This is a genomic window from Chryseobacterium sp. MMO-72 (assembly GCF_037146035.1).
GTDB lineage: Bacteria > Bacteroidota > Bacteroidia > Flavobacteriales > Weeksellaceae > Chryseobacterium > Chryseobacterium indicum.
The window spans coordinates 75,166-89,353 of record NZ_JBBCWG010000011.1 but is presented as its reverse complement, the minus strand read 5'-3'; the positions used below and the strand labels follow the sequence as shown (position 1 = coordinate 89,353).

Below are 14,188 nucleotides of genomic sequence, written 5' to 3'. Positions count from 1 at the left end.
TATTAATACTTTCTTATTTTTTCTAAAATAGGAAAAGTTAATTGGATAAGTAAGAGTTTATTTAAATAATTAAACGAAAGGTCAAATTAATCCTTTCTTTCATTTTTACTGTTGATTTAGCAATTCGATGTTCCCAGTTTTCCTGTAAATCCCCTTTCATAATGAGTAACGAACCGTGAGGCAATGGCAAACTGTATTTGCTCTGATGATGGTCTTTTTTTCTGAAATCAAAGTTTCTGGTTTGACCTAAACTGATTGATGCAATCACAGGTCGTTTTCCATAGCGGCTTTCTTTATCTCTGTGCCATGCCACGGAATCATTATTATCACGATACAGGTTTAATAAAACACCATTGAACTGATACCCAAATTCTTTTTCTATCCTTTCTTTTAAAGTATAAAGCTCGGGAGTCCAAGGATTAGTTCCTGAAACATTTCCGTCTGAATCGTAAGAGCTATCATTTCCTCCATACCAAGCAGTAAGGCGGGGTGTTACAACTGTTTTATCATACATCTTCTGAGTTCGCTGTTCCCAAGGTGTCGTTTTCAGCAGTATATCTTTCAATTCATCGGCTTCTTTGCTGCTCAGGAAATGTTCCTTGTATTCCAAAAGGTCTTTTGGAAATTTATAAAACTCTTCCGTATCAAATAAACTCAGCTGACTCATTGCAATTTTCTATTAAAATATTTATATTTGATCTGGCCCGTTTATACGGGATTTTTTTCATCATTTGTGTTTTTGCTTCCCTTAGGAGATTTTTTTTTATGAAGTAATGTTAGGAAACTTATTTTTGAGCTTTATTCAAATGAATTCAATTCTTATCTCCTATTTTTTCTTTAATCTGTTTGATATCGGTCTTGATCTCTGTCATAAAGTTTTGAATATTACGTTCTGCAAATTCATCAGCTCCATATTCTATCGTATTGATACTACAGGCAAATTCCCAGATCTCTTTAATTTCAGATAATGGAATTTTATATGGCTCATAAAATTGATTGTCAGCTTTTACCCATATACTGTCTGCTTCATGAAACTGGAATCTTTTGTAACTGATTCCATCATTAGTGGTGATGAAAATATAAGTCCGGTCCGTTTTCAGATCAGAAAGATTTTCTACATATTTTCCAACAATATAAGTTCCGTTCTTATAAGGCGGCATAGAATCTCCGTCCGCTGGAAACGCTCTAAACTTCCCACCTTTTAAAAAAGGTAAGGATATCGTTTCCAAACTTTCTATGTATTCCGGATCTCCATAACCGTTCAGATAACCCATAGAGGCTTTTTGTGGAATAATCTCAATCTGATCGTTTCCATCCTGATCAACCCTGATAGGCAGAACAATCCTATTGTCAGGGAGCTCCATAATCTCATCAATCGAATATTTGCTGACGTTGATGGTCAAAAGTAAATCGATGCTGATATTATAATATCTTGAAATTTTCACTAAAATATCAAGGGGTGGCGCTGCGGCATCATCTTCATACTTACTATATCGGCCTCGGGTAATTAAAAGATCATCGGCAACCTTTTGTTGAGACAGATTGAGCTTACCTCTTAAATACCGCATGTTTTCTGATAAAATTGACATTGCTATAAATTATAGCAACAAATATACAATTTTTTGCTACAAATCGTGATAATTTTGTCAAATGGAACGAGCGATTGCACATATGGATCTGGATACATTCTTTGTTTCCTGTGAACGGCTGAGAGACTCTGTATTGGAGAATCAGCCCGTGATCATAGGTGGCGGAGATCGTGGTGTAGTAGCATCTTGTTCCTATGAAGCCAGGAAATTTGGGGTTCGTTCTGCGATGCCTTTGCGAATGGCTTTACGCTTATGTCCCGAAGCGCAGGTTATCAAAGGTGATATGGAGTATTATTCCAAAATGTCACATTTGGTGACTGAAATCATTCAGGAAAAAGTTCCTGTTATGGAAAAAGCAAGTGTAGACGAGTTCTATCTTGATCTGTCGGGCATGGATAAGTTCTTCGGCTGCTATCAATGGACAACCGAAATTGCGGAAGCGGTAAAGAAAAATACAGGTCTACCTATTAGTTTTGCATTGTCTACCAATAAAACAGTTTCAAAGATTGGAACAGGTGAAGCAAAGCCAGCCGGTAAATTAGAATTAAAACCGCTCGCAATACAGCCTTTTTTAAATCCTTTATCCGTCAGAAAGATTCCTATGGTTGGTGATGTGACCTTTGAACTCCTTTCAAGATTAGGTGTAAGAAAGATTGAAACACTTGCTAAAATGCCAGTGGATGTGCTTCAGGAATTAATTGGAAAAAATGGAACTGAGTTATGGAAAAAAGCCAATGGCATTGATTTAAATCCTGTGATTCAATATTCAGAGCGTAAATCCATATCAACTGAAACAACTTTTTCCGAAGACACCATCGATATTCCGAATATCAGAAGTATTCTTTCCGGAATGGTTGAACAGTTATGCTACCAGTTAAGACAGGAAAAATGGCTGACCTCAACGGTATCAGTAAGAATAAGATATGCCAACTTTGATACAGAGACTAAACAATGTAAGGTGGCTTATACCTCAGCAGACCACACATTGCTGAAATATATTCTGGAACTCTTCAAGAAAGTTTATACCCGAAGAATGAGAATTCGTCTTGTAGGTGTCAAGTTTACAGGACTGGTTCACGGAAGCCATCAGATGAATCTTTTTGAAGATACCGAAGAGCTGATCTCATTATATCAGACCATGGATAAAATGAAAGACCGTTTTGGTGCTAAAAGCCTTGGAAGGGCTTCCGGTTTTTTGACTCAATAAATAAAATTATGTTCCTCAATTGTCATACCTATCATAGCCTTCGTTATGGGACTATTTCTGTTGAAGAATTAGTTGATCTGGCTATGGATTATAAGCTGAAAGTTCTTGCGCTAACTGATATCAATACCGTAACGGGAATCTATCAGTTTTATAAACTGTGTGAAGATAAAGGCATTAAACCTATTGTAGGCGTTGATGTCAGAGTTGAAAATGAGCAGTATTATATATGCTTAGCGAAGAACCCGAAAGGAATAGCTGAAGTCAACAGGCTTTTGACCGATTATAATTGTGAAAATATTGAAATTCCAAAATCTAATCCTCAATTAGAAAACTGCTTTGTGATTTATACTTTACAAAATAAACCTGATATATTATTGGAACACGAGTTTATCGGAATCAGACAAGATGAGTTAAACCTTTTAATCAATTCTGAATTCAAATCCCTCACTCATAAAATGGTTATCCTTCATCCGGTAACGTTTAAGACTGATGACGAATACGAACTTCATAAAATATTACGAGCCATAGATGGTAATATTCTTTTTACAAAACTGGCTGAAAAAGATTATTGTAGAAAAGATGAGTTGTTTATGAGTAAGAAAACTCTTCTCGATCAGTTTAAGCATTACCCAGAAATCGTTGAAAACACGAAATTTATCGTCAGTCAATGCAGTTTTGATTTTGAATTTAAAACCCCGAAGAATAAAAAATATTATACTGACAGCAAGGAAAATGACTTTAAATTGTTATCCCAGCTTGCTTATGAAGGTTTATCTCATAGATATCCTGATAATAACAGACAGGCTATTGAGAGAGCTGAAAAAGAATTAACAGTTATTCATCAACTTAATTTTTGCGGCTACTTCTTGATTACTTGGGATATTATTCAATACAGTAAGCGTATGGGTTTTATGCACGTCGGAAGAGGAAGTGGCGCTAACAGTATTATAGCTTATTGTTTAGGCATTTCCGACATATGTCCTCTAGAGCTAGATTTGTACTTTGAGCGTTTTCTAAACTTAAACCGTAAAAGTCCTCCCGACTTCGACATCGATTGGAGTTGGAAGAATCGTGACACTATTTTGGAATACATTTTTGATAAATATGGAAAAAATCACGTTGCTTTTTGTGGAACTAATGTGGAGTTCAAGAGAAAATCGAGATTCAGAGAACTGGGAAAAGTCTTTGGACTGCCGAAAGATGAACTAGATCAGCTTTCAAAAAAACCGAGAGAACTACACGATCAAAATTCAATTGTTCAAGAGATTTATAAGTATGAACAGTTGTTAGTTGGATTTCCCAATCAAAGAAGTATGCATTCTTGTGGGATTCTTATTTCCGAAGAACCTATTACAAATTATTCAGTTTTAGAATTTCCTCCAAAAGAATTTCCAATTGTTCAGTTTGATATGCATACAGCTGAGGATATTGGTCTGGAAAAGTTTGACATTCTTTCACAAAGAGGATTGGGAACGATTAAAGATACCGTTAATCTAATTAAAGAAAAAAAGGGAATCAATGTAGATATTGAAGATACCAGAATCTCTAAGGATGAAGTCAAGTGCAATGAATTTTTGAGCATTGGAAAGACCATTGGTTGTTTCTACATTGAATCTCCAGCTATGCGTGGACTTTTGAGAAGATTAAAATGTGATAATTACAAAGTATTGGTTGCTGCATCATCAATTATTCGTCCAGGAGTTGCACAGAGTGGAATGATGCGGGAGTACATTTTCCGACACAATCATCCCGGTCAATTTGAATACTTCCACGATGTATTTGAAAAAGAATTAGGCGAAACCTATGGCATTATGGTTTATCAAGAAGATGTCATTAAAATTGCGATGCACTTTGGTGGAGTTTCTGCAGCTAATGGAGATGTTCTTCGAAGAGCTATGAGTGGTAAAGGACGATCACTTTCAGCTTTACAAAAATTAAAAGATGATTTCTTTGAATCCTGCAAAAGGAAAGGACATCCTGAGCAGCTTTCTCAGGAAGTATATCGACAGATTGAATCTTTTGCCGGCTACTCCTTTTGTAAAGCACACTCTGCTTCTTATGCCGTGGAGAGCTATCAGAGTCTGTTTCTGAAAGCCTATTACCCTATCGAATTTATGGTATCTGCTATTAATAATGGCGGTGGTTTTTACCGAACAGAAGTTTATGTACACGAGGCGAAGATGTCAGGTGCTAAAATTCATAACCCCTGCATTAACCTAAGCGAATTTCATACAACATTATATGGAACAGATGTGTACTTAGGTCTAATGCATATTGAAAAACTTGAAGCTTCTATCAAAGTAAATATCCCGGAAGAAAGGAAAGAAAACGGCGATTACGGATCATTAGAAGATTTTATAAAAAGAGTCAACATTGGTATTGAAACTTTACAGATATTAATTTTTGTCGGGGCTTTCAGATTTACCGGAAAGCAGAAACACGAACTTTTAATTGAAGCAAGATTCCTACTTTCAAAGAATCAATATAAAAGCAAGATCATATCATTATTTGAGGAACCTCAAAAAGATTATAAGCTACCGACAATAGATAGAAACCCTTTTGAAGACGCTTTTGATGAAATTGAAATTTTAGGATTTCCAGTTTCCTATTCGATCTTTGATTTACTCAAGACTAAATACAGAGGTCACGTTTTGGTTAAAGATCTCTTGAAGTATCATAAAAAACAGGTTAAAATGCTGGCATATTTAATTTCCAGGAAACACGTTCCTATCAAGATGAGAAATCATCCTGGAAAGAAAGACGATATGTATTTCGGAACATGGATCGATGCTGAAGGTGAGTATTTTGACACGGCACATTTTCCCGACAGTTTAAAACAATTTCCCTTTAAGGAAGGAGGAGTCTACCTTTTATTAGGAACTGTTGAAGTAGATTATCATTTTCCTACTATTACCATTACTAAAATGGCAAAAATGCCTTTGATTGCCGATCCGCGATATTCGATGGATGATGAAAAATCTAAAGAAATGGAAAGAAGTCTACGGGAAGACGTTAGTATGACTCACCGAAATCCCTATCCACAGGAACATGAAATTGGATTACCAAGAAAAAAGATAAACTGATTCTTTAGTATTCTTGTTATTTATTTTCACAAAGTTCCAGACCTTTAGTGATAAAATCTCCGTATGAAATTTTTAATCCAGCCCATTTGGGATCATCCAACCATATTTCATCAACTTTACTGATAGCAGCATTATTATGTGAAACACCTTTAGCAGTTCCATTTAAAGCATATGTCTTTCCATTGCTGGCCTTGCAGTAAATTTCTTTATATCCAGAACAATAAACTTCAACTTCATCAACTGAAAATGGCCATTTTTCTCCATACTCCAGCTTTGAAAATTTTATTGTATTTCGCTGGACTGGGTTAGAACACGATAATATTAATACTAAAAGTAATAAACTGTAAATAGCTTTCATTTTTTAATTTTGTCAAAGATAGATTTGAAAACTAAATTGACATTACGGGAAACCGTATTACTAAGAACATAAATAGTATTTATGACAAATCTTCTTTATTCACAACAATACCAAGCTGGGTTATAAGAAATGTCTTTTGTTCAAAGATTTGGTTCATAATCATCCATACTTTATCCACTAGAGAAAATGTTTTTTGATGGTCCTTATTAATAATAGTTAGTAAACCTGTGTAGGTAATGCTTTTTATCTTTTGATAATTTCCATTAAAAAACAGTCTATGATCTGTAAAATCGTAAGATTTCAAAACCATTTCAAAAGGTTTTTGAGTGTGTAGATTTTTTTTAAAAACCATTACAGAATCATACAATCTTATTTTTGTGCCATCTTTATTTTCAATATAAACCAAATATTGCTGTGTTTCAGGAAGTATAATTTCATTATCGTCATTTGTTTTAACAACTATTCTTGTGACCTCTGGTCTGCTCACATTGATCTTGAAAAATAAATCTAAAATTCCAAATTCAACTTCCTTCTGTTCATTATCATTATTTTCAGATTCTCTCAGCTGCACTATCTTTATATTATGATGTTCTGCAAACATTTGTGCATCCCGAGTAAATCCATTCCTTGACACAATAATTCCTCTTTGTATATCGGTATCATTGATGATAGAAAGAAGCTTCATAACTGTATCTTTAGTTACTTTTTTTTTCCAGTATTTACATTCGATAGCCGTTTTGTAAGTTTGGCAACCATCAAACTCAGCGGTCAGCACATCAATTTGATGCATAACCCCTGAATTACCTTTTATTTTACAATTCTGCCCATAACCCTCCACTGGAATATGATATTCTTTTTTTAAAGTATCATAAATATATTTTGTCAGAGATTCATAAATCTTCCAATCAAGACTGTTTAATTCATCCATCGTATTTCACATCAAATTACAACATATAGGTCTTCATCTTGATCATATATAGCCTTCCCTGATTTTACCAAAGGATTCCAAACTTTATCAATTGCTTCTGGCGTATTCCACTCACAATAATTATCAGATTTTTTCAAATTACTACTGGAAATTATCCTCTTTCCAAAAATTTCTCTACACTTTAGAAGAAGGCTGATCGAAATTCCTTTCCCCAAATAGTACTTACTACTGTCAGGATATAAGTCAACTACTTTTAAATCAGTTTCATTTTCCATCTCTAATAAAATGAGACTAAAAGAATCATCACTTTCCTTTGACTCTTCATACACTTCAAATACATAAGTAAAACCGTTATATGTCTCATTAAACATATAAGTACATCTAGAAGTAAATTGATAAGTCACATTATTTTTAGTACTTATAAAAATAAACTTTCTGGATTCATTAATCTCTAATATCATAGTGTACATTTTATTAAAAAATAAGATTATCAAACTGTTAACTAAACAAAAAAAATTAGAATTTAAGTTCCTCCATTAGTTTTACTGTCAAAATAACTTGACGCTGTTTTGCAAATTTATCAAATGATGAAAAATTTAAATCATTGGGAAAATAGTACTTTTTCTTATTAATTTTATTTGTAGAAACCCAATCTGCAAGTTGCTTTGCACCTTTTGACTTGTTTTCATTACCATCTAACATTTGGAGATTAATAATGGAATTAAAATACTCCGGATCTGTAAAGTATTCTCTATTAGAATCAGTCAATTGGATATTATTTAATTTTAGCTTTTTTTCATTGAAATTTGATATCGGATGACAATGATCAAGATTAAAATCTCCATCCTTATATTTTAAGTTAGGATAAAGTAATGCGAGTATGGGAAAAGCGTATCTATTTTCTTTCTGAGTATATAAAAGATTTTCTACAAACTCTTTATCGACGTTTATACTTTTATTGGTTTTAGAAAGCCTCTTTGCAATAGCGGCAGCAGGGAAAACTGCCGGAGACTTAGCAATTTCTTTTTTCAAAGTATCTCTGATAGCTTTTAATACACCTTCAGCTTGCCCGCCAAATATTTGATGTAGCAAAACAACATGAAGCCATTTTTTAATAATTGCTCTATCATCTTTATATGCAACTTTCTTATGAAAATCTTTTACTTTATCAGTTTTGTATAAATAATATATAATCGGAAGAACAGCATTTAATGATGTCAGTGTTTTTGGAGCATATCCAAAGTCTACAATAAGTTGAAAGACTTCTTTAATTGCTTTCCTAATATTTTCCCATTTACTTTCAAAATCTTTAGCATTCTTAATACTGAAATTGGTTACTCTAAATTTAATATCATCGTTGTACAAAATCAGATAGGTACGCAAAATCAAATCTTTGTTTACGGCAAAGCCGTATTCCTTTACAATTTCATCAACTAATCCATTAATTTCTTTGCGGGCATCTAGAATCATCCAACCTGAAATAGTTGTTGACATTACTAAATCCGAATAACTTAAGTTAATACCGCCTGAATTTATTCGTATAAAAATATCTAATGCTCTGGTAAAATCAGAACCTTTTTCAAGATAGTAGTGAATAAGTTTCTCAAGATGAACAATATCGTGAAGCCGACTCAATATCTCCTGAGCATCCTGATCTTCTATTTCGTGTTTCTTACAATAAGAATTCAGCTGTGCCATTCCGCGAATACCCAAAATATCTCCGACTTTGAACCATTTATTTCCATCTTCATTTTTTGCTTCTGAAGGTTTTAAAAACAAGAATTCATATTTTCTATCATCGTCACTATCGTTTAAGTCCTTGCTAGAATCCTTTTTATATTTAAGATTTAAATAAAGATATCTTGTAGGAATAGAGTGTTCATTATCTTTCCAAGCCAGATTATATTCGTGATAAGCATAAGAACCTTTCAACCCCAGATAAAGTGCAGTAAGGCGCTGCTGCCCGTCTAAAACGACTTCGAAGCTAGGAAGTTTTTTTGTATCAACTTCTTCTGATCTATTGAGGAATCTTTCTCTATATTTTTTTAAGATCCCATAAAATCGTTGGTTTTGTGTGTTATTACCTTCAACTCTCCAAAGCAACATTGAACCAATTGGATATTGTTGCATAAGTGAGTCAAATAACATCTCTATTTTTCCAGATGACCAAACAAAATCTCGTTGAATTGCAGGAAGTAAATATTGATTGTAATCTATTTTATCGATTGCATCTGCAATTGAAAGCGGAGGAAAAAATGACATAATTTATTTTTTAATTTTAATGTTTTTAGCTTTAAGAACTTTATGTTGATCACTTATAAAGGTCGAGATAACAAAGAGAATATCAATTACTACTCTTTTTATCAAACAAATATTTGCCTTCTTGTATTTCGAGATAGTCGATTACAAAATGCACAACTTTTCTGGCATCCTTCAGGACTTCTGGTGCTAGTCCAGGCACTTTAAATTGATTAATCTCTGAATTATAATTAATCATTTCACTATCAAAATTTTCAATCCCTTTTGGTTTACGTAATCTACAGTAAGGATTTATAATACTTAGATTTAAGGTTTCATTCAAGTTCCAGGAATTCTCAATATTTTTATTATAGAAATCTTTGTGCTTGTAATATAAGTTAGTTAAAATCACTAAGTCTACATTATTGTAATCAGCAGGGTCGCAAAAAGAACCATTAGTAAACAGACCTTCGGGGCCGTTAAGATAACCTACCCAGCTCTGCATATCCTCTCTATCACCACAGCATATTAATAAAATATTGATCTCATTTTCTTTTGATAAATCATTAAATTTTTCGTGCGCGTTAATCAGAAAATCTTTAAGATTATTATCCATACTTTTTAACTCAGAATGTTCTTTCAGAGATTTACCTTGCTTTATTAAACCTTCATCTATCGCATTGGAAAGTATTGACATTATGTCTAGCCTATTGTCAAGTCGACCATAAGTTTGATATTTGAAAGATTCTGTATTTTGTACCTTCTCTCTATTAGTAAAAGCCGCACATTTTACTTCAATATTGTATGTGAAATTGTTAGACTGAAATTTAACGTCTACATCTTTTTGATTTTTAGGGTTTACTTTAGCTTCGACCCTGAAACCATTTTTCTCACAAAAATAATTTGCAACTGCCAGCTCACAGGCACTTTGAATATAAGCTTTTTCGTCAAATTTTGCTTTTTTTAGCTGTAACTTATTTCCCCAGAGATCCTTGAAATCTCTATTGGATATAAACTGTTTAATTTTTGAAACAGATTCAATAAATTCATCAAAATAAATATTTCCGGAATTTTTTGCAATTTTAAGGTAATGACCATCCGGTACATTTAATTCATTAAATTCTTCTCTCATGAAGTGGCAATTAGTTTTGGATTTTAAGAAAATAACTTTTAGAATCACTGGGAAAGTGACTCTTAGATTTAGAGTGAATGACTTAGTTTGCTAAAGTCTCGCAAAGAAATATGCAAGATCAAAGATTTCAATTTCTTGTTTTTGATTATTAATATCATCAATATATATTCTCAAATCACCAACTCTTGTTAAAACACCTTCCATTTCTTTCTTATCGTCATACCAAGAAGTTGAATAAACTACATATAATTCTTTACCAACAACAGTTTCAAAATCAGCTTTTTTTACACTAAAGGGATCAAGAATATATTTATTAAAAATAAATAGAAAGTCAAATTCAAAGTACATATTATCGTAGAACCAATCTTTTACTGAGAGTCTAAGTTTATTACCATGCAAAGAATGATCTATAATATGTTCGTACCCAAAACGATATTCTTTTGGCTTTGGAGCATTAATCCTTAAAAGAACGACTGACTTTTCTTGGAAAATGATTCTGAATGGGCTTTTCTCTACTTGCTTTATAGAATCATGTTTCTTGATAACTGAGCAAAAACAATTGAAATCCTGATCAATTTTTAAATTATTTCTTCTCAAGAATTCAATAATGGAATGTTGCATAACGTAAATTATTAGTTTTTTATAAATTTACAAAAAAAGCCTGAATAGATATTCAGACTTTAGAATGTTTTAAACAGAGTTATTTTTTAGGTGTAGAAGGCTTACTACTTCCTCCACTTGAAGTTTTAGCAGGATTGTTTCCCCTATTTCCTCCAGAAGGATTTCCTGTTTTACTTGGCCAGTTTTTGTTTGAATTACTCATTATTTTAATTTGTTTTAGTGCCTACTACTTTTAACGTCGATGTTGGGCTAGTTTTGACATGATCATGTAATCGAAATACGTGCCAAATGTTAAAAAAAGTTAAAATAAGAAATTATTTTAGGAGCTATCCATTATAATCAAAATCAGCCAATGGATGTTTTACTCTTTCAGCGGTCGGAATTAGAGAATTGAATCTTATTATAACTTTAATTACCTGCTCAATTAGAAGAAGTTGTTCTTTACCAGTAATATTATTAGGTTGGTTTTGAATCAATTCTAATTTAACTTTTGACTTATTTATTACGGAAGTGTTATCTTCAATTTCTAAACTATGATTCGGCTTAGTGTGAATTCCAAAATTGTGCATTGTATTTCGCAAATAGAAAAAATAGATAATCACATCTCTTTCATAAGCTGTAATACCTGCAAAAAAGGAAATCATACTTAATAACTTTTCAAAAGTCTCCTTTATAGAAGTTTTATTAATTGTATTAGCCCTTGCCTCAAAGTGCTTTGCTATAGCTCTAAAGTTGGTTTCAATGGAAATAAACAGAGCATTATAAAAGGCATCTTTAATGAATCCATTAAAATTATGATCTAGATCAACCAGATCATTTTCTACAAATCCTTCCCAAATATTTTCTTGAAGATATTTAATATCACTTAAGTGTGTCGATAATTTAAGAGCAATCAGGTAATTTTGAATGCTTGATGCAATAGCATCCATTGTTATGTTTCTAACATCTTCCAGATCACCGTGATTATTATTAGAAGATGCAAAATTTAGTAATTTCGATACTAGTTCAATCTTTTCGTCAAATTCCATAGATAGTTTTTTAATTTTTATATTTTATTTATTTCAATCCGCTTTACTTCAAATACGAAAGTTATCTGAGTTTTTTGTCTACTAAAGCAAGATATTTCATTCCTGATTGGTCAAAGACATTTTCCGTTTTTTCAATTTTCATCGCGGAATATACAGCATTTGCAAATCCTGGTAATCCCCAAAGCATAGATTTTAAATCTCCGGTGGCTACAATTCCTTGCGTGGCACCAATAATCCCACATACTGATCCGAAAATAATATTTCCTATTTGACTCTCTCCCATTTTTGCGGTTAGCTCACCTTTTCTAATCACCAATTCTCTGATCTTTTCGTTAAATAAATCTGTCCCCTCTATTACTGTGGGATCAAGCACAAGTAATTCAACTCTGCTTGTAAAAGCATCTAACAGATCACCATGCTTCTCCTTGAAGCGCAACATTTTATCTAACTTTATATTTTGTGGAAATGGGATCAAACTTTCTAAAATCGTCTGCCTTTTTTTTTGGTTTTTTAGATTTTTAATACTGTAAAACCTTGACCTTAAATTATCAGTCATAGGAATTCTGTTCGTCTTAGCTCCAATTATGGTAGCTACGAACTTCATTAATTGATCTGCCGTTTTTGTTTCCACTGCATACCAATTTCCCTCTGCTCTACTGGCAAGCCCTAAATTTTCAAGACTATAGAAGACATTATCATCAAACTTATCAGCGTGTATTCTGGCAGAAGAAAACTTCTGAGAATGCACTAAATTCCTTTGACTATTATAGAATCGATTTTGTGCTTTTTCAAGTGAATTTTTATTCTTCTCAATCTCGGTAACGAAAGGTTTTGTTACTTCCCAAGGTTCATCAAATATCTCAATAGGATTTATAGGAACTATCAGAGACATTCTAACAAGCTCCATCATAAACGGGTCATAATTCCGTTCTGGTTGCCAAAGATATTCCTGAGGTACAATCGCAGCAATATCCTTGTAATAAAGAAGAGTTCTTATAGTCCAGTCATTATCCGGTACATTGATATAAGGGTAATATAAAATATCACTCATAGTAATTAGTTTTTAGTTTTTAGTTTTTACAATAATTTGGTTATTCTTTATCTAAGTCATTTCTTTTTTTAACCTGTTCGTCATGATGGTCATTAATTATGGCAAATAAATCTTTCATATTCCAAAGGTTTGTAAACATAAAAGTGGAATTATTAAATCCAGAATTAAAGCGGTTATAGATTCCCTCCGCAATATCAGAAAGTTGCTTTATTTCAGCGAGGCTTTCAACTTCTATCTCACCAAGTTTATCAGGATCGAAGTGAGCATAATAAGAGTCTCGTCTTGCTTTAATTTTCTCAACCAAAAACTCCGCCTGATTAATCTCTTCTCTGGAAATAGCAATAGCATTTTTAATATCTGCTTTATGTTTAAACAGATAGTCATATTCACCTTCACTACCATTTTCAGAAAGCTTACGATTTTTAGTCAGCATCTCTTTGAGTTCTTCGTCAAAATCGCTGTTTTCTAACTTATTCATCAATTTTTTCAGGCTGCGTTTTTCATCCTGAACAAACAGTTTAGACAATGTTAGTGTTGCAAAGGAATAAGCTAGTGCTACATAATGCCCTAAAAAATAACTAAAAGGAGCAATTTTTTCTCTGCTTTCATTATTTTGCTCAATAATCTCGTCAATATTTGAAGTGCAGATAACTAGATCACGAATCATAATTTGGAAATACTGCATAAAGCTATTCAGCTCATCTTTTGTAAAAATATTTTTCATTAAACTAATATAAAAAATTGTTTTTAGTTGTTTCTCCAAACATTTACATCCGTGTAGACAAGCTTTTTCAGCTCATTAAATCGAGTATCATCCAGATCTTTTCCGCAAATGACTTCATGCAAGACCCCCGCGTAATCTTTAATTTCTTGGTTAACAATTTTTGCAACTGTTTCCAGTTGATCTTCTGTAAGATTTATATTTTTATTTTATTATTATCTAGGTTGATAAT

Annotated in this window: 14 protein-coding genes; 2 read left to right on the top strand and 12 right to left on the bottom strand. The window is 32.7% G+C overall.

What is annotated here, in order from left to right; translation table 11 throughout:
- Positions 1–61: 61 nt before the first annotated feature.
- Positions 62–667, bottom strand: coding sequence for an alpha-ketoglutarate-dependent dioxygenase AlkB family protein (locus WFH39_RS14985; protein WP_002977361.1), 606 nt, complete (start codon positions 665–667; stop codon positions 62–64).
- 145 nt (positions 668–812) lie between these two features.
- Positions 813–1,589 (bottom strand): XRE family transcriptional regulator, encoded by a 777-nt coding sequence (locus WFH39_RS14980; RefSeq protein ID WP_027383734.1) that lies wholly within the window; start codon positions 1,587–1,589, stop codon positions 813–815.
- Between the two features lie 61 nt (positions 1,590–1,650).
- On the opposite strand from WFH39_RS14980, the gene dinB reads away from it, so the two are divergent.
- Positions 1,651–2,796: a DNA polymerase IV gene (dinB, locus tag WFH39_RS14975; protein ID WP_027383735.1), complete on the top strand. Its 1,146-nt coding sequence runs from the start codon at positions 1,651–1,653 to the stop codon at positions 2,794–2,796.
- Between the two features lie 8 nt (positions 2,797–2,804).
- A complete protein-coding gene (locus WFH39_RS14970) occupies positions 2,805–5,879 on the top strand; it encodes a DNA polymerase III subunit alpha (RefSeq protein WP_002977358.1) in 3,075 nt (1,024 codons plus the stop codon).
- 16 nt (positions 5,880–5,895) lie between these two features.
- Here the strand turns inward: WFH39_RS14970 and WFH39_RS14965 are convergent, their stop codons facing one another.
- The 10 genes from WFH39_RS14965 to WFH39_RS14920 all read right to left on the bottom strand — a co-directional run bounded on the left by WFH39_RS14965 (position 5,896) and on the right by WFH39_RS14920 (position 13,959).
- A complete protein-coding gene (locus tag WFH39_RS14965; RefSeq protein WP_002977357.1) occupies positions 5,896–6,237 on the bottom strand; it encodes a DUF2511 domain-containing protein in 342 nt (113 codons plus the stop codon).
- Positions 6,238–6,316: 79 nt separating this feature from the next.
- Positions 6,317–7,165: a restriction endonuclease gene (locus tag WFH39_RS14960; RefSeq protein WP_002977356.1), complete on the bottom strand. Its 849-nt coding sequence runs from the start codon at positions 7,163–7,165 to the stop codon at positions 6,317–6,319.
- 11 nt (positions 7,166–7,176) lie between these two features.
- The gene (locus WFH39_RS14955; protein ID WP_002977355.1) at positions 7,177–7,626 is read right to left on the bottom strand and encodes a hypothetical protein; all 450 of its coding nucleotides are present in this window, start codon (positions 7,624–7,626) and stop codon (positions 7,177–7,179) included.
- A 55-nt stretch (positions 7,627–7,681) separates the two neighbouring features.
- Positions 7,682–9,427, bottom strand: coding sequence for a DUF262 domain-containing protein (locus WFH39_RS14950; RefSeq protein ID WP_002977354.1), 1,746 nt, complete (start codon positions 9,425–9,427; stop codon positions 7,682–7,684).
- A gap of 82 nt (positions 9,428–9,509) precedes the next feature.
- On the bottom strand, positions 9,510–10,535 hold the full coding sequence (locus tag WFH39_RS14945) for a hypothetical protein (protein WP_002977353.1): 1,026 nt from the start codon (positions 10,533–10,535) through the stop codon (positions 9,510–9,512).
- A gap of 90 nt (positions 10,536–10,625) precedes the next feature.
- The gene (locus WFH39_RS14940; protein WP_002977352.1) at positions 10,626–11,156 is read right to left on the bottom strand and encodes a hypothetical protein; all 531 of its coding nucleotides are present in this window, start codon (positions 11,154–11,156) and stop codon (positions 10,626–10,628) included.
- Between the two features lie 79 nt (positions 11,157–11,235).
- Positions 11,236–11,358, bottom strand: a complete 123-nt coding sequence (locus WFH39_RS14935) for a hypothetical protein (RefSeq protein WP_002977351.1) — start codon at positions 11,356–11,358, stop codon at positions 11,236–11,238.
- Positions 11,359–11,482: 124 nt separating this feature from the next.
- A complete protein-coding gene (locus WFH39_RS14930) occupies positions 11,483–12,184 on the bottom strand; it encodes a hypothetical protein (RefSeq protein ID WP_002977350.1) in 702 nt (233 codons plus the stop codon).
- Between the two features lie 61 nt (positions 12,185–12,245).
- Entirely contained in the window at positions 12,246–13,235 is a 990-nt protein-coding gene (locus tag WFH39_RS14925) for a hypothetical protein (RefSeq protein WP_002977349.1), read from the bottom strand.
- A 40-nt stretch (positions 13,236–13,275) separates the two neighbouring features.
- Positions 13,276–13,959: an AbiU2 domain-containing protein gene (locus WFH39_RS14920; protein ID WP_002977348.1), complete on the bottom strand. Its 684-nt coding sequence runs from the start codon at positions 13,957–13,959 to the stop codon at positions 13,276–13,278.
- Positions 13,960–14,188: the final 229 nt, after the last annotated feature.

Excerpts from the sequence above, each read along its gene's own strand:
- dinB (WP_027383735.1), top strand. The coding sequence starts at position 1,651 with ATGGAACGAGCGATTGCACATATGGATCTGGATACATTCTTTGTTTCC.
- WFH39_RS14965 (WP_002977357.1), bottom strand. The coding sequence starts at position 6,237 with ATGAAAGCTATTTACAGTTTATTACTTTTAGTATTAATATTATCGTGT.
- WFH39_RS14945 (WP_002977353.1), bottom strand. The coding sequence starts at position 10,535 with ATGAGAGAAGAATTTAATGAATTAAATGTACCGGATGGTCATTACCTT.
- WFH39_RS14955 (WP_002977355.1), bottom strand. The coding sequence starts at position 7,626 with ATGATATTAGAGATTAATGAATCCAGAAAGTTTATTTTTATAAGTACT.
- WFH39_RS14950 (WP_002977354.1), bottom strand. The coding sequence starts at position 9,427 with ATGTCATTTTTTCCTCCGCTTTCAATTGCAGATGCAATCGATAAAATA.
- WFH39_RS14960 (WP_002977356.1), bottom strand. The coding sequence starts at position 7,165 with ATGGATGAATTAAACAGTCTTGATTGGAAGATTTATGAATCTCTGACA.
- WFH39_RS14930 (WP_002977350.1), bottom strand. The coding sequence starts at position 12,184 with ATGGAATTTGACGAAAAGATTGAACTAGTATCGAAATTACTAAATTTT.
- WFH39_RS14925 (WP_002977349.1), bottom strand. The coding sequence starts at position 13,235 with ATGAGTGATATTTTATATTACCCTTATATCAATGTACCGGATAATGAC.
- WFH39_RS14940 (WP_002977352.1), bottom strand. The coding sequence starts at position 11,156 with ATGCAACATTCCATTATTGAATTCTTGAGAAGAAATAATTTAAAAATT.
- WFH39_RS14970 (WP_002977358.1), top strand. The coding sequence starts at position 2,805 with ATGTTCCTCAATTGTCATACCTATCATAGCCTTCGTTATGGGACTATT.
- WFH39_RS14935 (WP_002977351.1), bottom strand. The coding sequence starts at position 11,358 with ATGAGTAATTCAAACAAAAACTGGCCAAGTAAAACAGGAAATCCTTCT.
- WFH39_RS14985 (WP_002977361.1), bottom strand. The coding sequence starts at position 667 with ATGAGTCAGCTGAGTTTATTTGATACGGAAGAGTTTTATAAATTTCCA.
- WFH39_RS14980 (WP_027383734.1), bottom strand. The coding sequence starts at position 1,589 with ATGTCAATTTTATCAGAAAACATGCGGTATTTAAGAGGTAAGCTCAAT.
- WFH39_RS14920 (WP_002977348.1), bottom strand. The coding sequence starts at position 13,959 with ATGAAAAATATTTTTACAAAAGATGAGCTGAATAGCTTTATGCAGTAT.